The 25,618-nt window shown below is 73.1% G+C and carries 20 protein-coding genes and 1 pseudogene; 9 read left to right on the plus strand and 12 right to left on the minus strand.

Annotation, left to right across the window (positions count from 1 at the left end; genetic code table 11):
- Positions 1-400 (minus strand): annotated as a pseudogene (locus tag IEY78_RS23435) (hypothetical protein); the annotation flags it as partial.
- Between the two features lie 206 nt (positions 401-606).
- On the opposite strand from IEY78_RS23435, the gene IEY78_RS23440 reads away from it, so the two are divergent.
- Complete coding sequence (locus IEY78_RS23440) at positions 607-1,887, plus strand: amino acid deaminase/aldolase (RefSeq protein ID WP_189101357.1); 1,281 nt, start codon at positions 607-609, stop codon at positions 1,885-1,887.
- A 47-nt stretch (positions 1,888-1,934) separates the two neighbouring features.
- Here IEY78_RS23440 and IEY78_RS23445 read toward each other — a convergent pair whose 3' ends face one another.
- The 4 genes from IEY78_RS23445 to IEY78_RS23460 all read right to left on the minus strand — a co-directional run bounded on the left by IEY78_RS23445 (position 1,935) and on the right by IEY78_RS23460 (position 6,929).
- A complete protein-coding gene (locus IEY78_RS23445; protein ID WP_189101359.1) occupies positions 1,935-3,203 on the minus strand; it encodes an HAD family hydrolase in 1,269 nt (422 codons plus the stop codon).
- Between the two features lie 115 nt (positions 3,204-3,318).
- Entirely contained in the window at positions 3,319-4,104 is a 786-nt protein-coding gene (locus tag IEY78_RS23450) for a 3-oxoacyl-ACP reductase (protein WP_189101361.1), read from the minus strand.
- A 72-nt stretch (positions 4,105-4,176) separates the two neighbouring features.
- On the minus strand, positions 4,177-5,550 hold the full coding sequence (locus IEY78_RS23455; RefSeq protein ID WP_189101363.1) for an aldehyde dehydrogenase family protein: 1,374 nt from the start codon (positions 5,548-5,550) through the stop codon (positions 4,177-4,179).
- Between the two features lie 11 nt (positions 5,551-5,561).
- Positions 5,562-6,929 (minus strand): glutamine synthetase family protein, encoded by a 1,368-nt coding sequence (locus IEY78_RS23460; protein ID WP_189101365.1) that lies wholly within the window; start codon positions 6,927-6,929, stop codon positions 5,562-5,564.
- Positions 6,930-7,002: 73 nt separating this feature from the next.
- On the opposite strand from IEY78_RS23460, the gene IEY78_RS23465 reads away from it, so the two are divergent.
- The 3 genes from IEY78_RS23465 (at position 7,003) to IEY78_RS23475 (ending at position 10,124) form a co-directional block, all read left to right on the plus strand.
- Positions 7,003-7,737, plus strand: coding sequence for a FadR/GntR family transcriptional regulator (locus tag IEY78_RS23465; protein WP_189101367.1), 735 nt, complete (start codon positions 7,003-7,005; stop codon positions 7,735-7,737).
- A gap of 132 nt (positions 7,738-7,869) precedes the next feature.
- Positions 7,870-9,336, plus strand: coding sequence for an ethanolamine permease (gene eat / locus IEY78_RS23470; protein WP_189101369.1), 1,467 nt, complete (start codon positions 7,870-7,872; stop codon positions 9,334-9,336).
- Between the two features lie 101 nt (positions 9,337-9,437).
- Positions 9,438-10,124 (plus strand): gamma-glutamyl-gamma-aminobutyrate hydrolase family protein, encoded by a 687-nt coding sequence (locus IEY78_RS23475; RefSeq protein ID WP_189101370.1) that lies wholly within the window; start codon positions 9,438-9,440, stop codon positions 10,122-10,124.
- A gap of 34 nt (positions 10,125-10,158) precedes the next feature.
- Here the strand turns inward: IEY78_RS23475 and IEY78_RS23480 are convergent, their stop codons facing one another.
- The gene (locus IEY78_RS23480) at positions 10,159-11,124 is read right to left on the minus strand and encodes a LysR family transcriptional regulator (RefSeq protein ID WP_229700133.1); all 966 of its coding nucleotides are present in this window, start codon (positions 11,122-11,124) and stop codon (positions 10,159-10,161) included.
- A gap of 70 nt (positions 11,125-11,194) precedes the next feature.
- Here IEY78_RS23480 and IEY78_RS23485 point away from each other — a divergent pair, with 70 nt between their 5' ends.
- Positions 11,195-12,361: a TDT family transporter gene (locus IEY78_RS23485; protein WP_189101371.1), complete on the plus strand. Its 1,167-nt coding sequence runs from the start codon at positions 11,195-11,197 to the stop codon at positions 12,359-12,361.
- A 30-nt stretch (positions 12,362-12,391) separates the two neighbouring features.
- On the opposite strand, the gene IEY78_RS23490 is transcribed toward IEY78_RS23485, so the two are convergent.
- From IEY78_RS23490 to IEY78_RS23505, 4 genes are all read right to left on the minus strand, one after another.
- On the minus strand, positions 12,392-13,129 hold the full coding sequence (locus IEY78_RS23490) for a helical backbone metal receptor (protein WP_189101372.1): 738 nt from the start codon (positions 13,127-13,129) through the stop codon (positions 12,392-12,394).
- Positions 13,130-13,204: 75 nt separating this feature from the next.
- Positions 13,205-13,636: a hypothetical protein gene (locus tag IEY78_RS23495; protein ID WP_189101373.1), complete on the minus strand. Its 432-nt coding sequence runs from the start codon at positions 13,634-13,636 to the stop codon at positions 13,205-13,207.
- A gap of 320 nt (positions 13,637-13,956) precedes the next feature.
- Positions 13,957-16,557, minus strand: a complete 2,601-nt coding sequence (locus IEY78_RS23500; RefSeq protein WP_189101374.1) for an ABC transporter permease/substrate binding protein — start codon at positions 16,555-16,557, stop codon at positions 13,957-13,959.
- Positions 16,550-17,773 (minus strand): quaternary amine ABC transporter ATP-binding protein, encoded by a 1,224-nt coding sequence (locus tag IEY78_RS23505; RefSeq protein ID WP_189101375.1) that lies wholly within the window; start codon positions 17,771-17,773, stop codon positions 16,550-16,552. Before IEY78_RS23505 ends, IEY78_RS23500 begins: the two co-directional genes overlap by 8 nt.
- A gap of 228 nt (positions 17,774-18,001) precedes the next feature.
- Between IEY78_RS23505 and IEY78_RS23510 the strand changes: the two genes are divergently transcribed.
- The 4 genes from IEY78_RS23510 to IEY78_RS23525 all read left to right on the plus strand — a co-directional run bounded on the left by IEY78_RS23510 (position 18,002) and on the right by IEY78_RS23525 (position 21,501).
- Entirely contained in the window at positions 18,002-18,916 is a 915-nt protein-coding gene (locus IEY78_RS23510; RefSeq protein ID WP_189101500.1) for a 5'-3' exonuclease, read from the plus strand.
- A gap of 48 nt (positions 18,917-18,964) precedes the next feature.
- Positions 18,965-19,822 carry a siderophore-interacting protein gene (locus tag IEY78_RS23515; protein WP_189101377.1) on the plus strand — a complete coding sequence of 286 codons (858 nt, stop codon included), beginning with the start codon at positions 18,965-18,967 and terminating at the stop codon, positions 19,820-19,822.
- 303 nt (positions 19,823-20,125) lie between these two features.
- On the plus strand, positions 20,126-20,764 hold the full coding sequence (locus tag IEY78_RS23520; protein WP_189101379.1) for an ArsR/SmtB family transcription factor: 639 nt from the start codon (positions 20,126-20,128) through the stop codon (positions 20,762-20,764).
- 2 nt (positions 20,765-20,766) lie between these two features.
- Positions 20,767-21,501 carry an SRPBCC family protein gene (locus IEY78_RS23525; protein ID WP_189101381.1) on the plus strand — a complete coding sequence of 245 codons (735 nt, stop codon included), beginning with the start codon at positions 20,767-20,769 and terminating at the stop codon, positions 21,499-21,501.
- An 80-nt stretch (positions 21,502-21,581) separates the two neighbouring features.
- Here the strand turns inward: IEY78_RS23525 and IEY78_RS23530 are convergent, their stop codons facing one another.
- Positions 21,582-24,398 carry a DEAD/DEAH box helicase gene (locus IEY78_RS23530; RefSeq protein ID WP_189101383.1) on the minus strand — a complete coding sequence of 939 codons (2,817 nt, stop codon included), beginning with the start codon at positions 24,396-24,398 and terminating at the stop codon, positions 21,582-21,584.
- Between the two features lie 243 nt (positions 24,399-24,641).
- Positions 24,642-25,607: a twin-arginine translocase subunit TatC gene (gene tatC / locus IEY78_RS23535; RefSeq protein WP_229700134.1), complete on the minus strand. Its 966-nt coding sequence runs from the start codon at positions 25,605-25,607 to the stop codon at positions 24,642-24,644.
- Between the last annotated feature and the right edge of the window lie 11 nt (positions 25,608-25,618).

Below are 25,618 nucleotides of genomic sequence, written 5' to 3' on the forward strand. Positions count from 1 at the left end.
CGCCCGGCGCGGGGGCGGCGGCCTGCGGGGGCATCGGGGCCGACCACGGGGGCCGGGGCGGGTGTGCGGGGGCGCCGGGTGCCGTCCGCGGGGTGGCGGGGGCGGGTTCGCCGGTGGCCGGCGGGGCGCCCCGGCCGCTCCAAAGGTCCTGGCTGTGGGCCAGGTGGAAGGCGGCGGTGTCGCGGAAGGCATCGGGACGGGCGTCGGGGCGCGGCGGGGCGGCGGGGGCCGGCACACCGGGCGCGCGGTCCGGGCGGGGCGGCAGCGGGGCACCGGCGGCGGGCGGCGGGGCGGTGGGACGCGGCGGCACGGAGGGGGCGCCCGGCGCGGGTCGCCGGGGCGGCTGCGGGGGCGGCTGCGGAATGCGTCGTGCGTCGGCGAATTCGGCGTCGGTGCTCACCCGCGCTCCCCCCTGCACCGCTGGCTGCCGTGCCCCGATCCGGAATCGGGGCACGGCGGTTCGTATCCGGACAACACGCCGCTGACCTGGCGGTTGCGGTGTCGAGCCACTCTAAGGGCTGGCGGTGTCGGTGCTCCAACCCCCTGTCCGGTCTGTGGCCAACTCTCCCCCTACCCAGCGGTAGGCGGTCGTGGCAGGCTGCGGCCATGTCACCGCAGACCGCCGACGCACCGGGCGACGGGGACCTCCCCACCGCTCCCGGCCCCTCCCCCGCCCCCGGCGCCGCGCACGCGGCGCGGACCCCCCTCGACCGGGCGACCGCGCACCTCGACGCCCCGCTGGCCGTCGTCGACCTGCGGGCCTTCGACGCCAACGCCGCCGATCTGGTGCGCCGTTCGAAGGGCAAGCCGATCCGGGTGGCGAGCAAGTCGGTGCGCTGCCGGGCGCTGCTGGAGCGGGTGCTGGCGCGCGAGGGCTTCGCGGGGATCATGAGCTTCACGCTGGCCGAGTCGCTGTGGCTGGCCCGCTCGGGCTTCCGCGACGTGCTGCTGGCCTATCCGACGGCGGACCGGGCGGGCCTGGCCGAGCTGACCGCCGATCCCGAACTGGCCGCCGCGGTCACGGTGATGGCCGACGACCCCGCGCAGCTGGATCTGATCGACGCGGCCCGCCCGGACGGCGGGCGCGGCGGCGCGCGGGTGCGGGTGTGCCTGGAGCTGGACACCTCCTTCCGGCTGCTGGGCGGGGCGGTCCGGGTCGGCGCGCGCCGCTCCCCGCTGCGCACGCCGGACCAACTGGCCGCGCTGGCCCGGGCGATGGTGCGCCGCCCCGGGTTCGAGCTGGTGGGGCTGATGGCGTACGAGGGGCATCTGGCGGGGGTGGGCGACGATGTCGCCGGCAAGCCGGTGTTCTCGCGGACGGTGCGGGTGATGCAGGCGGCGGCGCGCAAGGAGCTGGCGCGGCGGCGCTGGGAGGCGGTGCGGGCGGTGCGGGCGGTGGCGCCGCGGCTGGAGTTCGTCAACGGCGGCGGGACCGGCAGTGTGCAGCACACCGCGGCGGAGGCGGCGGTCACCGAGATCGCGGCCGGTTCGGGGCTGTACGTCCCGCGGCTGTTCGACAACTTCCGCTCGTTCAGCGGGCGTCCGGCGGCGCTGTTCGCCCAGCCGGTGGTGCGCCGCCCCGGCCCCGGCGTGGTGACGGTGCTGGGCGGCGGCTATCCGGCGTCGGGGGCGGCGGGCGCGGACCGGCTGCCGGTGCCGTATCTGCCGGCCGGGCTGCGCTACGACCCGCAGGAGGGCCCCGGCGAGGTGCAGACCCCGCTGCTGGGGCCGGCCGCCGACGGGCTGGGGATCGGCGACAAGGTGTGGTTCCGGCACGCGAAGGCCGGTGAGCTGTGCGAGCGGTTCACCGCGCTGCACCTGGTCGACGGGGACCGGGTGGTGGACACGGTGCCGACGTACCGCGGGGAGGGCCGCGCCTTCCTCTGAGCGGCGCGGCCCTCCCCGGTGAGCGGTGTGTTCAGTACACCGTGTCCTCAGTACACCGTGTCCTTCTGGTCCGGGATCACCGAGCCGTCGGGGCGGCGGGCCGGCGCGAGGGTGCCGTCCGGCCGGGTGTATCCCTCGCTCGCGCACGGGTACGGGTCGGCCTGCTTCTTCTTCGGCGCGATGAACATCGGGTTGACCAGCCAGCGGTGGTCGCCGTTGTCGTACGCCCGGCACATCAGCTCGGCCTTGTTGCGGTTGATGGCCAGGTGCCCGGAGGTGGCGTCGCCGACGAAGGTCACATCGGTCTCGGCGTCGCCCGCCGCGAAGGCGGGGCGGTGCGCCGGGTCCTGCTGCTGCCAGGCCTTGGCGCCCTTGACGTGGTAGATCTCCTGGTTGATCCAGCAGCGCTTGCCGTCCATGTACGTCAGGACCTCGCCGTTGGTGTCCTTGACGTCGCCGCAGCCCTGGACGCCGGTGGTGAGCCGGCCGTCGCGGACGAGGTTGCGGATGCCGATGGTGTGCGCGCGGTCGATGCCCACACCGGGCGCCCAGGCGCGGACCAGCGGCTCGGAGGAGGCGGAGACGATGTAGACGTCGAAGTCGGCCTTCTTGAGGGTGCGGATGAGGTCGCGCTGCTGTGCGTAGTAGCGGACGTACCCCTCCATCGTGTGCGTGCCGACCTTCTGCTGCGTGCCGACCGGCGCGGCGAGGTTCTGGGCGCGGGCGGCGCGGGCGTACTCGGTCAGCTTCGCGGGGCTGTGGCCGGCGAACAGCTGGGTGATCCAGACGTACGAGGGCACCGTGCGGCGGTGGTTCCACTCGCCGGCGAACGCGGTCTTGCCCGTAGAGGTCTTCTCGTCCTGGTAGATGTCGAGGATCTCGTCGGTGCAGCCGGTGTCGGTCGAGGTCGGCAGCGGGCGGCCGGCCGGCACGGCGGTGCCGCAGGCCTTGGTGAGCGCGCGGGCCGCGTCCTCGGTCAGCCACTTGTTGGTGGCCTTCCAGCTGGCGGGGCGCAGCACCTTGTCGTGCCGCAGCATCCAGGCCAGGGTGGCGTCGGAGATGTCGTTCTTGACGACGGTGTTGTCCCAGTCGAAGGTCGCGACCGGCCGTGCGCCCCCGGCTCCGGAGCAGCTGCCGCGCTCGTTGATCATCTTCTGGAGCTTGGCCTTGTTGTCCCCGTACCAGCCCTTGGAGACCTGGAGGGTGGGGCACTTGCGGGGTGCCGGGCCGGCCATGGCCGTCTGGGCGGCCGCGACGCCGCCTCCCACCACCGCGAGGGCGGTACCCGCTGCGAGCCAGCGACGCTTGTTGAGCATGGAACGCACTCTCTCCTGTCGAACGAAGATCCGGAGTGGGACGCTAGCGCATGGTGGCCGGGCGTCGTGAGACGTCCGGCCACCAAGACGCTGCCGCGAGGTGAACAGCGGGTGGTCACACCGGGGTGACGTACGCGCCCGCGATCCCTCCGTCGACCAGGAATTCGGCGGCGTTGACGAACGAGGAGTCGTCGCTGGCGAGGAAGGCGACCGCGGAGGCGATCTCCTCGGGCTCGGCGAACCGGCCCACCGGGACGTGCACCAGGCGGCGCGCGGCGCGCTCGGGGTCCTTGGCGAACAGCTCCTTGAGCAGCGGGGTGTTCACCGGCCCCGGGCACAGGGCGTTGACCCGGATGCCCTCGCGGGCGAACTGCACGCCCAGTTCGCGGGACATCGACAGCACGCCGCCCTTGGAGGCCGTGTAGCTGATCTGGGAGGTGGCGGCGCCCATGACGGCCACGAAGGAGGCGGTGTTGATGATCGACCCCTTGCCCTGGCGCTGCATGTAGGGCAGGGCGTGCTTGCAGCAGAGGTAGACCGAGGTGAGGTTGACCTCCTGCACGCGCTTCCAGGCGTCCAGGCCGGTGGTGAGGATCGAGTCGTCGTCGGGCGGCGAGATCCCGGCGTTGTTGAAGGCGATGTCCACCGAGCCGTAGGTGTCGAAGGCGGTCTTGTAGAGCGCCTCGACCTGGTCGGAGTCGGTCACATCGACCTGGACGAAGGTGCCGCCGACCTCCTCGGCGGCGGCCTTGCCGGCCACCTCGTCGATGTCGGCGCAGACGATGTGGGCGCCTTCGGAGGCCAGTCGGCGGGCGGTGGCCAGGCCGATGCCGCTGCCGGCTCCGGTGATCACGGCGGTACGGCCTACGAGGCGGCGGCACACTGCGGTCTGGTCGGTCACTTCGGGGGCCCTTCTCTGGGGGTGGCGGGGAACGCTGCCGGGCGCGCGCCCGGACGGCTGGGGTCCGGGGTGTCAGCCCTCGGTGCTGAGGAAGATGTTCTTGGTCTCGGTGAAGGCGGTCAGCGCGTCCGGGCCGAGTTCACGGCCGAGGCCGGACTGCTTGAACCCGCCGAAGGGGGTCCAGTAGCGCACGGCGCTGTGGGAGTTGACGGAGAGGTTGCCGGCCGCGACGCCGCGCGAGACCCGCAGGGCGCGGCCCACGTCACGGGTCCACAGCGAGCCGGCCAGGCCGTAGTCGCCGGCGTTGGCGAGCCGGACGGCGTCGGCCTCGTCGTCGAAGGGCAGGACCACGGCGACCGGGCCGAAGATCTCCTCGACGGCCGTACGGTCCTCCGGGCGCCCCTCCAGGACGGTGGCCGGGTACCAGAAGCCCTTGCCCGCGGGCGCCTCGCCGCGGATGGCGGCCGGGGCGTCCTCGGCGACGTAGGACCGCACCCGCTCGCGCTGGGCGGCGGAGATCAGCGGGCCCATCTGCGTCTCCGGGTCCGCCGGGTCGCCGACGGTGAACGCCTTGACGGCGGGCTCCAGCAGCTCCAGGAAGCGGTCGTAGACGGAGCGCTGGACGAGGATGCGGCTGCGGGCGCAGCAGTCCTGGCCGGTGTTGTCGAGGAACGAGCCGGGGGCGGCGGCCGCGGCGGCCTCCAGGTCGGCGTCGGCGAAGACGATGTTGGGGCTCTTGCCGCCGAGTTCCAGGGTGAGCCGCTTGGTCTGCGCCGCGCAGCGGGCGGCGATCTGCCGGCCGGTGGCCGTGGAGCCGGTGAAGACGACCTTGGCGACGCCCGGGTGCTCGACCAGCGCGGTGCCGGTGACCGCCCCCTCGCCGGGCAGGACCTGGAAGAGGCCCTCGGGCAGGCCGGCCTCCAGGGCGAGTTCGGCGAGCCTGAGCGCGGTGAGCGGGGTGGTCTCGGCGGGCTTGAGGAGGACCGCGTTGCCGGCCGCGAGCGCGGGGGCGGTGCCCCAGGCGGCGATCGGCATCGGGAAGTTCCAGGGCGCGATGACGGCGACCACGCCGAGCGGCTCCTGGACGGTGATGTTCAGGCCGCCGGCGACCGGGATCTGGGTGCCGTTGAGGCGCTCCACTCCCCCGGCCGCGTAGTGCAGCAGGTCGCGGACGTTGCCCGCCTCCCACCGGGCGTTGCCCAGGGGGTGGCCGGCTTCCTTCAGTTCGAGCGCGGCGAGCGGCTCGATGTGGGCGTCGACGACCTCGGCGAAGCGGCGCAGCAGCCGGGCCCGGTCGCCGGGTGCCACCGCGGCCCAGGACTCCTGGGCGGCCGCGGCCCGGCGGACCGCCGCGTCGACAGCTTCGGGAGAGGTGGTGGGGACGGTGGCCACCACCTCCTCGGTCGCCGGATTGAGAATCGTCAGCTCGTGCAGACCATGGGACACGTGCGGGTTCCTTACATGCGCTCGAAGGAGCGGAAGCGCTCCCAGTCCGTGACGGCCGCGTCGTAGGCGTCCTGCTCGACGCGGGCCATGTGGCGGTAGTGGTCGACGACCTCGTCGCCGAAGGCCTCCCGGGCGATCGGGCTGTGCTCCCACAGCTCGGCGGCCTCGCGCAGGGTGGTGGGGACGTGGGCGGCGTCGCCGTTGTAGGCGTTGCCGGTGGTCGCCTCGGGGAGTTCCAGCTCGTGCTCGATGCCGTAGAGGCCCGCCGCGACCATGCCGGCGACCGCGAGGTAGGGGTTCACGTCGCCGCCGGGCAGCCGGTTCTCCAGGCGGTGGGCGCGGCCGTGGCCGACCACGCGCAGGGCGCAGGTGCGGTTGTCGGGGCCCCAGGCGACGGCGGTGGGCGCGAAGGAGCCGGGGCGGAAGCGCTTGTAGGAGTTGATGTTGGGCGCGTAGAGGAGCGTGAAGTCACGCATCGCGGCGACCTGGCCCGCCAGGAAGTGCTGCATGGTCTTCGACATGCCGTAGGGGCCGTTGTCGTCGGCCAGCACCGGCCGGCCGTCCTCGTCCTGCAGCGAGAGGTGGATATGACAGGAGTTGCCCTCGCGCTCGTCGTACTTCGCCATGAAGGTGAGCGACATGCCCTCCTGCGCGGCGATCTCCTTGGCGCCGGTCTTGTAGATGCTGTGCTGGTCGCAGGTGGTGAGCGCCTCGTCGTAGACGAACACGATCTCGTGCTGGCCGAGGTTGCACTCGCCCTTGGCGGACTCGACGGTCATCCCGGCCGCGCCCATCTCGTTGCGGATCCGGCGCAGGACCGGTTCGACGCGGCCGGTGCCGAGGACGGAGTAGTCGCCGTTCCACTGGTTGGCGGGGTTCATCTCGCGGTAGCCGCGGGACCAGGCGTTTTCGTAGGAGTCCTTGAAGAGCATGAACTCCAGCTCGGTGCCGGCGTACGCGCTCCAGCCCCGCTCGGCGAGCCGGTCGAGCTGGCGGCGCAGGATCTGCCGGGGCGAGGCGGCGACCGGGGAGCGGTCGTGCCAGGCGAGGTCGGCGGTGATCAGGGCGGTGCCGGCGTTCCAGGGGGTGCGGCGCAGGGTGGCGGGGTCGCCGTGCATGGCGAAGTCGCCGTAGCCGCGCTCCCACGAGGACATCGCGTAGCCCTCGACGGTGTTGAGGTCGACGTCGACGGCGAGGAGGTAGTTGCAGCCCTCCGTGCCGTGGTCGAGGACGGTGTCGAGGAAGTATCGGGCCGCGAACCGCTTGCCCTGGAGCCTGCCTTGCATATCGGTGAAGGCGAGGACGACAGTGTCGATCTCCCCGGCGTCGACGAGGACCCTGAGCTCCTCGACGGAGAGTGGGGGCGTGCGTTCTGCCACGGTGTTGCCTCCTGTCACTGCATCCGGAGGTCATAAGGTAGGCACACGAACCATTGATTGGGAAGGGGTGGCGATGGACGGTGCGGACGACGACCGGCTGGCACCCGTGCTGCGGCCGGTGCGGGCGGGCAATGGTTTCGAGGAGGCCCTGGAGCAGATACTCCAGATCGTCCGGCTCGGCCTGGTGCCCCAGGGCGAACGGCTGCCCGCCGAGCGGGAACTGGCGGAGCGGCTGCAGATCAGCCGGGTCACCCTGCGCGAGGTGCTCAAGGTGCTGCAGGACGAGGGCCTGGTGGAGAGCCGGCGCGGGCGCTACGGCGGCACCTTCGTCCGGGTGCGGACCGAGAATCCGGGCGAGGCCGAGCTGCGGCGCCGGATCCAGAAGGCCGATGTCGAGGACACCCTGCGCTTCCGGGAGGTGCTGGAGGTGGGCGCGGCCGGGCTGTGCGCCGCCCACGGGCTGTCCGACGTGCAGCAAGACCGGCTGCGGGCGGCGCTCGCGGCGACCCAGGAGGCCCCGCTGGCCGACTACCGGCGGCGCGACACCCTGCTGCACCTGACGCTCGCCGAGCTGTCCGGCTCCTCGTCGCTGGCGGCGCAGTACGCGGCGGTGCGGGCGCGCGTGAACGACCTGCTGGACTGCATCCCGCTGCTGGTGCGCAACCTGGAGCACTCCCAGGCCCAGCACGGCGCGCTGGTCGACGCGGTCCTGGAGGGCGACGCGGACGGCGCCCGCGAGGTGATGCGCGAGCACTGCTGCGGGACCGCGGCGCTGCTGCGCGGCTTCCTGACGGCCCCGGCGCCCTGAGCACCCGCCCCCGCGCCGTGAGGGCGCGTTCACCAATCTTTTACGCACAGGTCTTGCGCTCACGCGACCCGGCAGCAAAGGTATGCGGCTAAACCTTTGCTCGTTTTCCCCTCGTCGAGGCAGGAGCGGCTCATGGCCGACAGCACGGAATCGCAGACCGCACCCCCGGCGGGCCCGGGCGGCGCATCGCCCGACGAGACCTATCTGGAGCGGCGGACCCTGCGGCGCGGCAGCGCCGGCCCGCTGCTGCTCACGGGCCTGGGAGTGGCCTACGTCGTCTCCGGCGACTTCTCGGGCTGGAACAACGGCCTGGCCCAGGGCGGCTTCGGCGGCCTGGCCATCGCCGCCGTCCTGATGGGCCTGATGTACACCTGTCTGGTCTTCGCGCTGGCCGAGCTGGCCTCGATCCTGCCGACCGCCGGCGGCGGCTACGGCTTCGCCCGGCGCGCCCTGGGCACCTGGGGCGGCTTTCTGACCGGCACCGCGATCCTGATCGAATACGTCCTGGCGCCCGCCGCGATCTCCATCTTCATCGGTGACTACGTCGAGTCGCTCGGCCTGTTCGGGCTGCACTCCAGCTGGCCCGTCTACCTCGCCTGCTTCGTGATCTTCATCGGGATCCATCTGTGGGGCGTGGGCGAGGCGCTGCGCTTCAGTCTGATCGTCACCGCCATAGCGGTCGCCGCGATCGTCGTCTTCGCCGTCGCCGCGCTGACCGACTTCCATGTGGACACCCTCAACGACATCCCCGTCAAGGCCGGCGCCTTCGGGGCCAACTCCTGGCTGCCGTTCGGCATCCTGGGGATCTGGGCGGCGTTCCCGTTCGGCATGTGGTTCTTCCTCGGCGTCGAGGGCGTCCCGCTGGCGGCCGAGGAGACCAAGGACCCGGCCCGCTCGCTGCCCCGGGCGATGGCCGCCGCGATGGGCATCCTGCTGCTGCTCGCGCTGATCACCTTTGTCGCCGCGACCGGGGCGCGCGGCTCGGCGGCGATCCAGTCGGTGGGCGATCCGCTGGTGCAGGCGCTGCAGCCGCACGGCAAGCCGACCACCGTCGGCCGGGTCGTCAACTACGCGGGCCTGGCGGGCCTGGTGGCCTCCTTCTTCTCGCTGATCTTCGCCGGCTCGCGGCAGCTGTTCGCCCTCTCCCGGGCCGGCTACCTGCCCCGCTTCCTGTCCCTGACCAGCCGCCGCAAGGCCCCCTACCTCGGTCTGCTGGTGCCCGGCGCGCTGGGCTTCGCGCTGGCCGCGGCCACCGGCGACGGCGCGCGGATGCTCAATGTCGCGGTCTTCGGCGCCACCATCTCCTATGCGCTGATGGCGCTCTCGCACATCGTGCTGCGCCGCCGCGAGCCCGGCCTGCACCGCCCCTACCGCACCCCCGGCGGCATGCTGACCTCGTCCGTCGCCTTCGTCCTGGCCTGCTCGGCGCTGGTGGCGACGTTCCTGGTCGACAAGGACGCGGCGTTCATCGCCCTCGGCGTGTACGCGGTGGCGCTGGCGTACTTCGCCTTCTACTCCCGGCACCGGCTGGTGGCCGCCGCGCCGGAGGAGGAGTTCGCCGCGCTGGCCGCCGCGGAGGCCGAACTCGAACGCGCCTGACCGCCCCACCGGGAACCGCGGCGGCCGGCCGGGACCTCCCCGGCCGGCCCCGCCGCTCGTACCGCCCCGTCCCGCCCCATCCCCATGGAGGACCGCACCCCATGTCCCAGCCCCTCATCGGCATCAGCACCTACCAGGAGGACGCCCGGTGGGGGGTGTGGTCGCTGCCCGCCGCGCTGGTGCCCGCCGGATACCCCCGGCTCGTGCAGCGCTCGGGCGGGCTGGCCGCGCTGCTGCCGCCGGGCGATCCGGCCACCGCCGCCGCGGCCGTCGCCCGGCTGGACGGACTGGTGATCGCCGGCGGCGCCGATGTGGAGCCGGCCCGCTACGGCGCGGAGCCGCACCCCAGGACCGGGCCGCCCGCCCTGGACCGGGACGCCTGGGAACTGGCCCTGATCGAGGCCGCGTTGGCGGGCGGGGTACCGCTGCTGGGCATCTGCCGCGGCCTCCAGCTGCTGAACGTGGCGCTGGGCGGGACCCTCGTCCAGCACCTCGACGGCCATGCCGGCGCCCCCGGGGTCTTCGACCGGCACGACATCAAGCCGGTCCCCGGGACGCTGCTGGGCCGCACGCTGCCCGAGCCGGTCGCCGTACCGACCTACCACCACCAGGCCGTGGACCGGCTCGGCCGCGGGCTGCTCGCCTCGGCCTACGCGGAGGACGGCACCATCGAGGCGCTGGAGCTGCCGGACGCGCCCGGCTTCACGCTGGCGGTGCAGTGGCACCCGGAGGCCGGCGACGACACCCGGGTGATGGACGCCCTGGTGGCGGCGGCCGCGGAAGCGTGATCCGCCCGGGGACGCCGCGTCGCGCGAGCGCCGCTCAGGCCGTCGCGCGGGTCAGCCCCAGCAGCTGGCGGGCCGGGCCGACCGGGCGCTGACCGGCCGGCCACACGGCGCGCAGCTCCCGGCCCAGCCGCAGCCCGCCCACCGGGATCTCCACCAGCCGGCGCGCCGTCAGCTCCTCACCGACGGCGAGTTCGCTCAGGACGGACGGCGCCGCCTCGCTCACCACCGCCGCCTTCACCGCGGTGGTCGAGGCGAGTTCGAGCAGCGGCGCGGCCAGGCCGCCGTGGCGGGCCAGCGCCGCGTCCAGCACCGCGCGGGTGCCCGAGCCGCGCTCGCGCAGGATCAGCGGGGTGGCGGCGAGTTCGGCGGCGGTCAGCTCGGTGCGCCGCCGGGCCCAGGGGTGGGACGGCGCGGCCACCACGAGAAGCCGGTCGTGCCCGATGACCGTCCCGTCCAGCCCCGCCGGCACCTGGAGCCCCTCCACGAACCCGAGGTCGGCCGCGCCGGCCAGCAGCCGTTCGGCGACCGCGCGGGAGTTGCCGGCGAGCAGCGAGACGGCGGTCCCGGGGCGCTGGGCGCGCAGCGCGATCAGCCAGCCCGGCAGCAGGTACTCGGCGATCGTCATGCTGGCCGCGACCCGCAGCCGCGAATCGCGCCGCCCGCGCAGCGCCTGGGCCCCCGCGTCGAACGCCTCGGCCGCCTCCACCACCCGCCGGGCCCAGTCCGTCACCAGCACCCCGGCGTCCGTCAGCCGGGAGCCGCGCGGCGAGCGTTCGACCAGCCCGACCCCCAACTGCCGCTCCATGGACCGGATCCGGCTGCTCGCGGCGGGCTGGCTGATGCCCTGCGCACGGGCGGCCCGGCCCAGGCTGCCGAGCCGGGCGACGGCGAGCAGCAGCTCCAGCGCGCCGAGATCCGGCACCCGGTGCGCCAGCGGCACGGCCGGCTCGTCCTCGTCGGGCCCCACTCCCCCACCACCTGCTCCATGCTCCCTGCTCATAACCCCAGCTTATGCCCTCATAGACATGATGCCCCTGGTGACGGCCGACCCGGGCGACAATCCTGAAGGCATGGCAACCCTCGCGCACGCACCTTCCCGCACCGCCACCGGATCCGGAGCCCCGGACTCCGGCACCGCCGGTCCCGGAGCTCCCGACTCCGCGGCCTCGGTCCGCCATCTCGGACCCAACTGGTACGCCGCCGTCATGGGGACGGCGATCGTCGCCAACGCCGGCGCGGTCCTCCCGTTCACCGGAACCGCCCCCCGCGTCGCCTACCAGGCCGTCTGGGCGCTGTCCGCGCTGATGCTGCTGACCCTGCTGGCCGCCCGGGTGGTGCACTGGGCCCGGCACGGCGACCAGGCACGCCACCACTTGGCGGACCCCGCGACCGCGCCCTTCTACGGCTGTCTGGCGATGGCGCTGCTGGCGGTCGGCGGCGGCACACTGGCCGTGGGCCGCGGGGTCATCGGCGAGGGGGCCGCGGTGGCCGCCGACGCCGTGCTGTGGAGCCTGGGCACGCTGGTCGCCGTCGTGGTGGCCGCGGCGATCCCGTATCTGATGGTGACCCGGCACCGCGTCGAGCCCGGCAGCGCCTCCCCGGTCTGGCTGCTGCCGCTGGTCGCCCCGATGGTCGCGGCGGCGCAGGGCCCGGCCCTGGTGCCGTACCTGCCGGCCGGCCAGGCGCAGCAGACCCTGCTGTTCGCCTGCTACGCGCTGTTCGGGATGTCCCTGCTGGCCACACTGGCCTTCCTGCCGCTCGTGGTGTCCCGGCTGATCCACCACGGCCCGCTGCCGCTCGCCCTGACCCCCACCCTGTTCCTCGTCCTGGGCCCGCTGGGCCAGTCCACCACCGCGGTCAGCAACCTCGCCCACCTCGCCCCGGGCGTCGTGAGCGCGCCCCTGGCACACGCCATGAGTGCCTTCGCGGTGCTCTACGGCGTCCCGGTGATGGGCTTCGCGCTGCTCTGGCTGGCGCTCGCGACGGCGATGGTGGTGCGCGCCTTCCGCCGGGGCATGGGCTTCGGGATGACCTGGTGGGGCTTCACCTTCCCGCTGGGCACCTGCGTCACGGGGGCGGCGGGACTCGCCCGGCAGACCGGGCTCGCCGCCTTCGACGGGCTCGCGGTGGCCCTCTATGCCCTGCTCGTGACGGCGGTGGCGGTGGCCTTGACCCGCACCGCGCTCGGCCTGGCCCGCGGACAGCTGCTGGCGCCGCCCCGGCCGGTCACCCCGTAAGGTCCCGCACGGCACGCCCCGGGGCCGCGCTCACCGCGCCGCGGCCAGCGCCTCGGCCAGCACCGCCGGCGCCTCCACCAGCGAGGGCCCGTACCAGGTCAGATGCCGGCCGCTGAGCAGTGCGGCCGGCAGGGCGGGAAACGCCTCGGGGCCGTCGTCGGCGGTGAAGCGGTACGGCTCGTCGGGCAGCACGACGAGGTCGGCGCCCGCGGCGCGGAGGTCCTCCAGCGCGATCCGGGGGTAGCGCTCGGCGTGGTCCGCGTAGCGGTTGCGCACCCCGAGCCGGGCGAGCAGGTCGCCGGCGAAGGTGTCCCGGCCCAGCACCATCCACGGCCGGCGCCAGATGGGCACCACCGCCGTGCGCCACGCGTCCGGGGCGGGCAGCGCGCGCCAGGCGTCCTCGGCGTCCGCCAGCCACCCGGGCCGCGACAGCCCGCAGCCGTCCACCATCACCCGGGTCAGCTCGCGCCACGCCTGGTCCAGCGTCCGCACCTCGGTGACCAGGACCGTGATTCCGGCGGCGCGGAGTGCGGCGAGGTCCTGCGGGCGGTTCTCCTCCTCGTTGGCGAGGACCACCGCGGGCGCCAGCGAGGCGATCGCGCCCAGGTCGGGATTCTTGGTGCCGCCGACGCGGGCGGCACCGAGCCCGGCGGGATGGCTGCACCAGTCGGTGATCCCGACCAGCAGCTCGGGCGCCGAGGCCGCCACCGCCTCGGTGAGGGAGGGCACCAGGGACACCACGCGCCGGGGGGAACGAGGACCGGTCATCCGCCCACGGTACCCGCCCGCCGCCGACCGGGGCGGGATCCGGCGCCCGGTGCGAGCCGGACAACTCGCGCCCGGTCAGCGCCTGTTGGCGGTGCGGCGCAGCCAGTACGCCGCACCCCCGGCCAGCGCGAACAGCGCCAGGCCGCCGACCGCCTGACCGGCGTCGACCCCGTCGACCCGGCCGTCGCGCACGGTGACGGTCTCGGTGAACCGCGTCCCGCCCGGCCCGCATTCGACGGTGACCGGGTAGCGGCCCGGGGCCGCCCCCGCGGCGACCTCGGTCTCGGCGGCCATCCCGCGCCGCCCGGGCCGCAGCACCACCGACCCGAACAGCGGCGAGGACGCGCGCGCCGCGGCGGCCGCGGCACACCGGCTGCCGTCGCTGATGTGCACCCGCTGCCCGGCGACCACGGGGTCCGGCTCGACGCGGGCCCACGCGGCGGGCGCGGCGAGCCCCAGGACGGTGGCGCCGAGCAGGGCGGCAGCGGCGGTGTGCGCAGGCGTCACGATCCTCTCCTCCGGCGTCCGCGACCGCTGCGGCCGTGGGCGGACCACGGCGACCGCCTGGGGATTACCGTCATACATCCGAGCGAATCACCCGCCCCGTTCCGCCGCGCAGCACACGCGGCCGGTCAGGTGAGCCGCGCGGCGATCCGCCGGACCGTCCGCGCGCGCCCGGCGGCGGACCCGCCCCGCCCGCCGCCGAACGGGTCACCCGGCCCGGGCGACCACGCGAAGGGCCCCGCCGCCCGGCCGCTGCCGGGGACGGGGCCCACCGCACCACGAGGTGGCGGACGCGTGCGGCGTGCCGGGCACGCCGCACCCGCCTACTTCACCGGCGCCATCTTGTCGACGATGCCCGGGTGGTCGCCGATCCACTTCTCGACGCCCTTGTTCTCGTTGCCCTTGCCGGCGTCCTGGATGTCCTTCTCCAGGCTGCCGAGCTGCTCGGCGTCCATCTTCCAGTTCTTCAGCCAGCCGGCGAACTCCGGGAACTTCTTCGGGAAGCTCTTGTTGCCGAGTGTCTTGATCTGGTTGTTGGCGCCCCAGGTGCCCTTGGGGTCCGCGAGCTTGGTGAGCTTGTACTTGCTGTAGGCCCAGTGCGGCGACCACAGCACCACCGCGATGGGCTCCTTCTTGCGGTACGCCCGGTCCAGCTCGGTGAGCATGGCGCTGGTGCCGGCCGAGGTGACGTCGAAGCCCTTGAGGCCGTACGCCGGGGCGACGGTGTCCTTGAGGCGCTTCATCTCGCCGGTACCGGGCTCGATCCCGATGATCTTGCCGCCGAACTCGTCCTTGTGCGTGCGCAGATCGTCGAGGGTCTTGACGCCCTTGACGTAGGACGGGACCGCGATCTCCAGCGAGGTCTTGTCGTACCAGGCCCCGATGTCGACGAGATCCTTCTTGTACTTGTCCCAGTACTGCTTCTGCGCGACCGGTAGCCAGCCGTCGGTCTCCACGTCGATCTGGCCCGTGGACAGCCCGGTCCACATCGGCCCGACGTCGAGGTTGCGGATGTTCGGCTTGTAGCCGCGCTTCTCCAGGACGTTCTTCCACAGGTACGTGGTGGCGATGCCCTCGTCCCACGCGGGGTAGCCGATGTTCGGCGCCTTGCCCGCGTCCTTGCCCTTGGCGTAGGAGGCGTCGGCGGACGGGGCGACCTTGTCGACCAGGCCGGGGTTCTTCTTGAGCCAGGTGCGCACGCCGTCCTGCTCATGGCCCTCACCGGCGCTCTTGATGTCGCCCTCGAGGCTGGTGAGCTGCTTCTCGTTCAGGTGGAAGTTCTTCATCCACTTGGCGACCTGGGGCTCGTCCTTGGCGAAGCCCTTGCGGCCCAGCATGTGCAGGCTGTCCCCGGAGCCGAAGGAGCCCTTGGGGTCCTTGAGCTTGGTGAGCTTGTACTTGTCGTACGCCCAGTGCGGCGACCACAGCGTGACGGCGATCGGCTTCTTGGCGCGGACCGAGCGGTCCAGCTCGCTGAGCATCGAGGCGGTGCTGGACTCCTGGACCTTGTACTCGCCGCCCAGGCCGTAGTCCTTGAGGACCTTGTCCTTGAGGATCTTCATCTCGCCGGCGCCCGGCTCGATGCCGGTGATCTTGCCGCCGAACTCGCCGGCCTTGCCCTTGAGGTCGTCGAGGGACTTGATGTCCTTCATGTACGACGGGACCGCGATCTCCAGCGAGGTCTTGTCGTACCAGGCCCCCAGGTCCTCCAGCTTGTCCTTGTACTTCTTCCAGTACGAGGCGTGGGTGGTCGGCAGCCAGGCGTTGGTCTGCACGTCGATGTCCCCGCGGGCCTGCCCGGCGAACAGCGGGCCGGCCTCCAGGGCCTGGACCTTGGGCTTGTAGCCCCGCTGCTCCAGGATCTCCTTCCACAGGTACGTGGTGGCCTTGCCCTCGTCCCAGTTGACGTAGCCCAGGCTGATCGGCCGGCCGTTGCCGCCGCCGGAGCCGGAGCCCGCCTTGTCGAAGTAGCTCATCCCGCCGGCGCACAGCGCGAGGACGACCACCCCGACCATCGCCACGGAGGTGGCGGGCCGCCAGTGCAGGAACTTCCATCCGCCCAGCGCCGCCTGTGCCTTGGCCAGCGCGCGCCGCCCGAGCGGGGAGACCCGCTCGTTGAGCGCGCCGGTCATCCGGTCCAGGTACATGGCGAGGATGACGACCGCGAGTCCGGCCTCGGCGCCGAGCGACACATCGACCGAGCTGATCGCGTTGTAGACGGACGCGCCGAGTCCGCCGCCGCCGACCATGCCGGCGATGACGACCATGGACAGCGCCAGCATGATGACCTGGTTGATACCGGCCATGATCGTGGGCAGCGCCAGCGGCAGCTGCACCCGGAAGAGCGTGCGCCGCGGCGGCGTGCCGAACGCCTCGGCCGCCTCGACCAGTTCCTCGTCGACCTGCCGGATGCCGAGTTCGGTCATCCGGACCGCGGGCGGCATGGAGAAGACGATGGTGGCGACGATGCCGGGCACCACGCCGAGGCCGAAGAAGAGGATGCCGGGGATGAGGTAGACCATCGCCGGCATCGTCTGCATCAGGTCCAGGACCGGGCGCAGCGCCCCGCCGACGACCCGGCTGCGGGCCGCCCAGATACCGAGCGGCACGGCGACCACGACGGTGATCAGGCAGGCCACCAGCACCAGGGAGAGCGACTCGATGGTCGGGCCCCACTGCTCGACCGACTCGATCAGCGCGAAGCCGAGGAAGGTGAGGACGGCGGCCGGCAGCCCGCGCAGCCACCACGCGAGCACCGCGAGGATGCCGGCCAGCAGCAGCGGTTCGGGCCCGGACAGGACCGTGTGAATGCCGTCGTAGAGGCCGTTCAGCACCTTCGTGATGAGGGTGAACAGCCAGTCGAGGTTGTCGCGGAGCCAGTTGACGGCGTCCTCGGCCCAGCTGCCTATCGGGATCCTAGGCACCGGCGATCACCTTGTCCTCGGGCTCGTCGTCCCCGTCCGCGGTCGCGGAGTGCTCCGCCGCCGGGTCCTGGGCGGGCTGCTTGTCGAGCCGCGCCGCCGTGGCGGACGCGGCCGAGTCCTGGGCGGGGACGCCGGGGGCCGGCTCCGGCTCCGCGGACTCGCCGAGGACGGCGAGCAGCCGCTCGGCCGGTACGGCGCCGGCCAGCTCACCGTGCTCGTCGAGCACGGCGACCGGCACGGTGCTGGTCGAGCAGGGGGCGAACAGCTCGGCGAGCGGGGTGTCGACACCGACCGTCGCGGGGGCCGCGGCGCGGAACTCCGCGGCGGTGGCGAGCGTCCGGCCGTCGGGGGCGGTGGCGCCGAGTACGGTGCCGACCTCGGCCATCACCGCGCCGGCGGTGAGCACCCGGCTGCGGTCGACGTCCTGGATGAAGGAGGCGACATAGTCGTTGGCGGGCCGCAGGAGGATGTCCTCGGCGCTGCCGATCTGGACGATCCGGCCGTCCCGCATCACCGCGATCCGGTCGCCGAGGCGCATCGCCTCGTTGAGGTCGTGGGTGATGAAGACGATGGTCTTCTTGAGGCTCTTCTGGAGTTCCAGCAGCTGGTCCTGCATGTCCCGCCGGATCAGCGGGTCGAGGGCGCTGAAGGACTCGTCCATCAGCAGCAGATCGGCATCGGTGGCCAGCGCCCGGGCCAGGCCCACGCGCTGCTGCATCCCGCCGGACAGCTCGTCCGGCCAGGACTTCTCCCAGCCCTTGAGCCCGGTGAGCTCCAGCGCCTCGGTGGCGCGCCGGGTGCGCTCGGCGCGGGGTATGCCCTGCACCTCCAGGCCGTAGGCGGCGTTCTCCAGCACGCTGCGGTGCGGGAAGAGCGCGAAGTGCTGGAAGACCATGGAGATCTTCTCGGAGCGGACCGCGCGCAGCTCCTTGTCGCTGAGCGAGGTGAGGTCCTGGCCGTCGATCCGCACGGTGCCCGCGGTGGGCTCCAGCAGTCCGTTGAGGGTGCGCAGCAGCGTGGACTTCCCGGACCCGGACAGGCCCATGACGACGAAGATCTGGCCCTCGTCCACCTCGATGGAGGCGTCGATCACGGCCGCGGTGGTGCCTTCGTCGCGCAGTTCCCCGCGGCCGGCACCGGCCTGGAGCCTGCGGACCGCTTCCTCGGGTCTTCTGCCGAACACCTTGTACAGATGCTCGGCTTGCAGCCTGGCCACATATGCCTCTCTTGTCGCACGAGAAACGACCTGTCTCCCCCATCGACAGGTCGTGGAGCGACAACGGGGTCGGCCCGCCATGCCCGGTGGAATGCCTGCATCCGTATCCGGACAGCTCCGCGTGCGCGCCTGCCCGCCTTTATCTGGCCTAAACGCGACGGTGTCTTAGATCACATCGATGTGACGTATGGGGCATACGGCATCATGCGGGGTGTGACTCGACGCCTGATGCTTCTCGACACCGCCTCGCTCTACTTCCGCGCCTATTTCGGGGTACCGGAATCGGTCAAGGCTCCGGACGGCACTCCCGTGAACGCCGTACGCGGACTGCTGGACTTCATCGCCCGGCTCGTCCAGGACCACCACCCCGACGACCTGGTCGCGTGCATGGACTTCGACTGGCGCCCGCAGTGGCGGGTCGACCTGATCCCCTCGTACAAGGCGCACCGGGTCGCCGAGGAGGCCCCGGCCGGGTCCGCGGAGCCCGACGAGGAGGAGGTCCCCGACACCCTCTCGCCGCAGGTCCCGGTCATCGAGGAGGTCCTGGACGCCCTGGGCATCGCCCGCGTCGGCGCGGCCGGCTACGAGGCCGACGACGTCATCGGCACCCTGGCCGCGCGGGCGAAGGGGCCGGTGGACATCGTCACCGGCGACCGCGACCTCTTCCAGCTCGTCGACGACCGGCGCGGCATCCGCATCCTGTATCCGCTCAAGGGCGTCGGCACCCTCCAGCTCACCGACGAGGCCCTGCTGCGCGAGAAGTACGGCGTCGACGGCCCCGGTTACGCCGATCTGGCGCTGCTGCGCGGCGACCCCAGCGACGGCCTGCCGGGCGTTCCGGGCATCGGCGAGAAGACCGCCGCCAAGCTGCTGGCCGCCTACGGCGACCTGGCGGGCATCATGGCGGCCGCCGCCGACCCCGCCTCGAAGGTGACGCCCGCACAGCGCACCCGGCTGATGGAGGCCCGCCCGTACCTGGCGGTCGCCCCGAAGGTCGTGCAGGTGGCCACCGACGTGCCCGTCCCCGCGGTCGACCACGCCCTGCCCGCCGAGCCGGCCGATCCCGAGCGGCTGGAGGCCCTGGCCGCGCGGTGGGGCCTGGGCGGGGCGCTGCAGCGGCTGCTCCTCACGCTCCGCCGATGAACTGTTAGGTTAGGTAGACCTAACAACATCAGATCAGGGGAGATTGCCGTGGCTGCCGAGCGTCCGTCCCGCCAGAAGCCCGTCGTGCACCACGCCCGGGTGCTGCGCACCGAGCACCTCACCCCGCACATGGTCCGCGTGGTCCTGGGCGGGGTGGGTCCGGCGGAGTTCGCGCCCGGCGAGTTCTCCGACCACTACATCAAGCTGCTGTTCCCGGTGCCCGGCGTGGCGTACCCCGAGCCGTTCGACATCGCCCGGATCCGCGCCGAGTTCCCGCGCAACCGGTGGCCCCGGACGCGTACGTACACCGTGCGCGCCTGGGATGCCGCCGCCGGTGAACTCACCGTGGACTTCGTGGTGCACGGCGACGAGGGCCTGGCCGGGCCCTGGGCGGCCGCGGCGCGGCCGGGCGACGAGATCCGCTTCCTCGGCCCCGGCGGCGCCTACGTCCCGGAGGCAGGCGCCGACTGGCATCTGCTGGCGGGCGACGAGAGCGCCCTGCCGGCCATCGCGGCCTCCCTCGACCGGATGCCCGCGGGGGCGCCGGTGCACGCCTTCATCGAGGTGGCCGACGCCCGGGAGCGCCAGGACCTGCCGGCCCCGGAGGGCGCCCGGATCCACTGGCTGTACCGCGGCGACGCCCCCGTGGGCCGCGAACTGGTCGCGGCCGTCCGGGCGTTGGAGTTCCCGGCCGGCCAGGTCCAGGCGTTCGTGCACGGCGAGGCCGGCTTCGTGAAGGAGCTGCGCCGGCTGCTGCGCGTCGAGCGGGAGATCCCCCGCGAGGCACTGTCCGTCTCCGGCTACTGGCGGGCCGGCCACGACGAGGACGGCTGGCAGGCCTCCAAGCGGGAGTGGAACCAGCGCGTCGAGGCCGAGCAGGAGTCCCCGGCGGCGACCGCCTCCTGACCCCCGGGGCGAGCACCCCGCCACGACGAGGTCCCGCACGAACGAGGGCCACCCCCGCCACCCCCCGAGGGCCCGGAGCGACGCACCCACGCTCCGGGCCCTCGGCGTGCCCGGACACGGATCCCGGGCCTGCCCACCGGGTCCCGTGGCTTGCCCGCACGCCAGGTCTCCCGCATGCCCCACGCCGGACCTCCGGCATGCCCGCACGCCGCCGCGACCACCCCACCTCCGCTCCCCGGCCCCCACTCCCCCGACAACTTCCCCCTCCTTGACAACAATATTTGTCGGTCGCATCCTGGTGGGGTGATCGATGTAGCAGTGATCGACGATCCGGCCGCTGCCGGGGTCTCGCTGGATCCGGTGCGGGCGCGCCTGCTGGCCGTGCTCGCCGAGCCCGGTTCGGCGACGACGCTGGCCGCGCAGGTCGGCCTGTCCCGGCAGAAGGTCAACTACCACCTGCGGGCCCTGGAGCGGCACGGCCTGGTCGAGCTGGTCGAGGAGCGCCGCAAGGGCAATGTGACGGAGCGGATCGTGCGGGCCACGGCCGCGTCCTATGTGATCTCGCCCGCCGCGCTGGCCTCCGTCGCGCCCGACCCCGGCCGGGCGCCGGACCAGCTCTCCGCCCGCTGGCTGCTGGCCCTCGCGGCCCGGCTGGTGCGCGAGGTGGGCGAACTCCTCACGCGTTCGGCCAAGGCGCGGCAGCGGCTGGCGACCTTCGCCGTCGACGGGGAGATCCGCTTCGCCTCGGCCGCCGACCGGGCCGCCTTCGCCGAGGAGCTCGGCGCGTCCGTGAACCACCTCGTCGCCAAGTACCACGACGAGAAGGCGGCCGGCGGGCGCCCGCACCGGCTGATCGTCGCCCTCCACCCCAGCCTCACCCGCGCCGCCGACGAGCCCGCTCCGGACCCGGCGCAGGGGCCCACCGCACCGACCGAGGAGTAGCCATGCCCAAGGAGTTCGAGATCCGCCGCGAGGTCGTGCTGCCGGCCTCCCCCGAGGATGTCTTCGCGGCCGTCACCAGCGGTACGGGGGCGTGGATGTTCCCCAAGGAGAAGGTCGCCGCGGTCGGGGGCAGTGACGCGGAGGACGACGCGGTCACTGCCTGGGAGCCGCCGCACCGCTTCGAGGTCCGCGTGGACGGCGAGGACGGCTGGTTCAACGCGCTGGAGTACGTCATCGAGGCCCGCGACGGCGGCACCGCCGTGCTGCGGTACGTGCACAGCGGCGTCATGAGCGACGAGGACTGGGACGGCCAGTACGACGGCGCCCGTCTGCACACCGACTTCTATCTGCACACCCTCGGGCAGTATCTGCGGTACTTCACCGGCCGCCCGGCGGCCTTCGCCGATGTCCAGGGCCCGGCGGCCTCCCGCACGCCCGACGGCTTCGGGACGCTGCTGCGCGCCCTCGGTGCCACTGCCACGACGGCCGTGGGCGACCGGCTGCGCCTCGAACTGCCGGGCACCGCCCCGCTGGACGCGGTCGTCGACTACCGCACCGAGCACTTCCTCGGACTGCGCACCGACGGCGGGCTGTACCGCTTCTTCGGCCGCAACGCCTTCGGGGCGCCGGTCGGCCTCACGCTCCACCTCTTCGAGGGCGACACCGACGCCGAGAAGGCCGGCCGCGCCTGGCAGCACTGGCTGGACGGGCTCTACCCGGCGGAGACCGCCGGCTGACCGCCCGTCACGCACACGGCGCCGCGCCCCTCCCGGACGGAGGGGCGCGGCGCCGTGCACGGGCCCTGAGGGCCGTACGCTCAGCCCACCGACGAATAGGCCACCACGCCACGCAGCACCCCGTCCACGGCGCGGCGTGCCGCGCGCGAGACCGTGCCCTCGGGCGGGGCCGCCGCGGCGATCTGACCGAGCACATCGATCAGCTGCTTGCACCAGCGGACGAAGTCGCCGGCGGGCATCTCCGCCTCGCGCAGCACCTCGTCGAGCCCGAAGCCGGAGGCCCAGCGGTACGCGGCCCAGGCGAAGCCCAGATCGGGTTCGCGCTGGCCGACGCCCTCGGCCTGGTTGATCCGGTGGTCCTCCTCCAGGGCGTCGAGCCGGCCCCAGATGCGGACCATCTCGCCCAGGGCGTCCCGGGCCTTGCCGGCCGGCAGCTTGGGCGCCACCGCGTCGTCGGCCTGGCGCGACTCGTACACCAGCGCCGAGGCGCAGGCCGCCAGCTCCGCCGGGCCCAGCCCCTCCCAGACGCCGTCGCGCAGGCATTCGCTCGCCAGCAGGTCGAGTTCGCCGTAGAGCCGGGCGAGCCGGCGGCCCTCGTCGGTGACGGTGTCCCCTTCGAGGTAGTCCAGCTCGGTGAGCAGGGCGCAGATCCGGTCGAAGGTGCGGGCGATGGTGTTCGTCCGCCCCTCGATGCGGCGCTCCAACTGGCGGGTGTCGCGCAGCAGCCGGTGGTAGCGCTCGGCCCAGCGGGCGTGGTCCTCGCGCTCGTCGCAGCCGTGGCAGGGGTGCGCGCGCAGGGCCGCCCGCAGCCGGGAGATCTCCCGGTCGTCGGCCGCCACCGAGCGGGGCTTGCGGTGCCGCGACGGGACGAGATGGCCGGCCTTGGTCCGCAGCGCGGACGCCAGATCCCGGCGCGACTGCGGACTGCGGGCGTTGAACGACTTGGGGATGCGCATCCGGTCCAGCGCCTCGACCGGCACCGGGAAGTCGATCGAGGCCAGCCGCTTGACCTGCCGCTCGGCGGTCAGCACCAGCGGCCGCGGGCCGTCCTGCGCGTCGAAGCCGCGGTGGCCGTTCGTCCGTCCCGAGGGCATCCCGGGGTCGAGGACCAGGGCCAGGCCCGCGAACTTGCCGGTCGGCACATGGATGACATCACCGGGCTTGAGCTTCTCCAGTGCGGCCGCGGCCGCCACCCGGCGCTGGGCCGCGCCCTGCCGGGCCAGCTCCGTCTCACGGTCCTTCAGCTCCCGCCGCAGCCGGGAGTACTCCTCGAAGTCGCCGAGGTGGCAGGTCATCGAGCCGCGGTAGCCGGTGAGCCCCTCCTCGTTCTTCTGCACCTGCCGCGTGATCCCGACCACCGACTTGTCGGCCTGGAACTGCGCGAAGGACATCTCCAGCAGCTCCCGCGAACGGTGCCGGCCGAACTGGGAGACGAGGTTGACGGCCATGTTGTACGACGGTTTGAAGGAGGACCGCAGCGGATACGTACGCGTCCCGGCGAGCCCGGCCACCGCCCCCGGATCCATGCCGCGCTGCCACAGCACGACCGCATGGCCCTCGATGTCGATGCCGCGGCGCCCGGCCCGGCCGGTCAGCTGCGTGTACTCGCCGGGGGTGATGTCGGCGTGCTGCTCGCCGTTCCACTTCACCAGCTTCTCCAACACCACCGACCGCGCGGGCATGTTGATGCCCAGCGCCAGCGTCTCGGTGGCGAAGACGGCCTTGACCAGGCCCTTGACGAACAGCTCCTCGACGACCTCCTTGAACGTCGGCAGCATGCCGGCGTGGTGCGCCGCGATGCCCCGCTCCAGGGCCTCCAGCCACTCGAAGTAGCCCAGCACATGGAGGTCGTCGTCGGCGATCCCGGCCGTCCGTGCCTCGACTATGCGGCGGACCTCCTCGCGGCCCTCCTGGTCGTTGAGCCGCAGGCCCGAATACAGGCACTGCTGGACGGCGGCCTCGCAGCCGGCGCGGCTGAAGATGAAGGTGATGGCGGGCAGCAGGCCCTCGTTGTCGAGGCGGTCGATGACCTCGGGCCGGCTCGGCGTCCAGATCCGCGACCGCTGGCGCCGCTCGCGCTCGCGGTCCGCCTCGCGCATGGTGCGGCCCCGGCGCTTGTCCCGGCCGAACGTCGGCCGGGAGTTCTCCATCCGCGCCAGCCGCTCCAGATCCGGGTTGACCGCGCGGCGGCTGCCGCTCTGCCCCTCCCGCTCCTCGAACAGGTCGTAGATGCGGCGGCCCGCGAGGACGTGCTGCCACAGCGGGACCGGGCGGTGCTCGGAGACGATCACCTCGGTGTCCCCGCGGACGGTGTCCAGCCAGTCGCCGAACTCCTCGGCGTTGGAGACCGTGGCCGACAGCGAGACCAGGGTCACCGAATCGGGGAGATGGATGATCACCTCCTCCCATACGGCACCCCGGAAGCGGTCGGAGAGGTAGTGCACCTCGTCCATGACCACATAGCCGAGGCCGGTCAGCGAGCGGGAGCCGGCGTAGAGCATGTTGCGCAGCACCTCGGTGGTCATCACGACCACCGGGGCTTCGGAGTTGACGCTGTTGTCGCCGGTCAGCAGACCGACCTTGTCGGCGCCGTAACGCTTGACCAGATCCTGGTACTTCTGGTTGGACAGCGCCTTGATGGGCGTGGTGTAGAAGCATTTGCGGCCCTGCTCCAGGGCCAGGTGGACGGCGAATTCGCCGACGATCGTCTTGCCGGATCCAGTGGGGGCCGCGACCAGCACGCCCTTGCCGGCCTCCAGGGCCTCGCACGCCTCGATCTGGAACGGATCCAGGCCGAAGTCGTACATCTCTCGGAAAGGGGCGAGTGCGGTGGCCTGCTCGGCCGCCCGGAGCTTGGCGGCGGCATAGCGCTCAGCAGGGGACATGTCCTCGGTCATCGTGTCTACGAGCCTACCGGCCACCTCTGACAACGACCCGATCTTTATGGCGGCCCTTTACCCGGCGGTCCCGCGGCGCCGGTCCGCCGGCCTCCTCTGCGGCGCGCCGGGCCGCCCGGAACACCGGCGGCCCCCGGCGCATCGCGCACGGGGGCCGCCGGGGACCGGCCGGGCCGCCCCGGATCACACCGGGTAACGATCCATCACGCCAGGTCACGACCGATCATGGCCGTTCGCCCCGGGTCAGGTCACGTCGTCGTAGCCGCCGGGGCGCCGCGGCCCGTCGTCGGCGCGGTCGCCGGCGGCCTGTTCGGGCAGCATCCGCCCGGAGGCGACCGGCTCGGCCTCCCCGAGCGCGGACGGCGTCAGATCCAGCTCCGAGGCCTCGTCGTCGTCCAGTCCGGCGTCCGGGTTGCCCAGCTTGCGGCGGCGGTCGTTGAACAGGCAGATGCCGGCGGCGCCGAAGTACAGCACCACGATCGGCGCGGCCAGCAGACTCATGGTCAGCGGGTCACCGGTCGGGGTGGCGATGGCCGAGAAGATCGTGATGCCCAGCACCATGAACCGCCACCAGCTCATGATCCGGCGGCCGGTGACCACACCGCCGAAGTTGAGCAGCACCAGGAGCAGCGGGAGTTCGAAGGCGAGGCCGAAGACCACGACCATGCGCGTGACGATGTCGAAGAACTCGTCGGCCGGGAAGAGGTTGGCCCAGTCGTCGGGGGTCAGGCCGACCAGGGCGCCCGCGGTGGTCGGCAGCACCGCGTAGGCGAGGTAGGCGCCGCCGAGGAAGAGCGGGACGCCGGCGGCGACGAAGCTCAGCGCGTACTTCTTCTCGTGCCGGTGCAGACCCGGCGCGAGGAAGGCCCAGAGCTGGTAGAGCCAGATCGGGCTGGCGCCGACGACGCCCACCGTGAGGGACAGCTTGAGCAGGATGGTGAAGGGCGCCAGCAGACCGTTGGCGGTGACCTCCGCGCAGGGGTGGCTGCGCGGCCCGGTGGTCGCGGTGCCCCGGGGGCAGCCGACCGCGTCGATCACCGGCCCCGTGATGAAGTGGGCGATCGCGTCGTACTGCCACATCGCCACCGCGGTGATCACGCAGACGGCGAGCACCGACTTCAGCAGCCGGTTGCGCAGCTCACGCAGATGCGCGGCGAGGGGCATCCGCCCCTCGGGGTCCTTCTCCTGCTTGCGGGCAGACTTGGGCAACCCACGTCCTC

It is taken from the genome of Streptomyces kronopolitis, from assembly GCF_014646275.1.
Lineage (GTDB): Bacteria > Actinomycetota > Actinomycetes > Streptomycetales > Streptomycetaceae > Streptomyces > Streptomyces kronopolitis.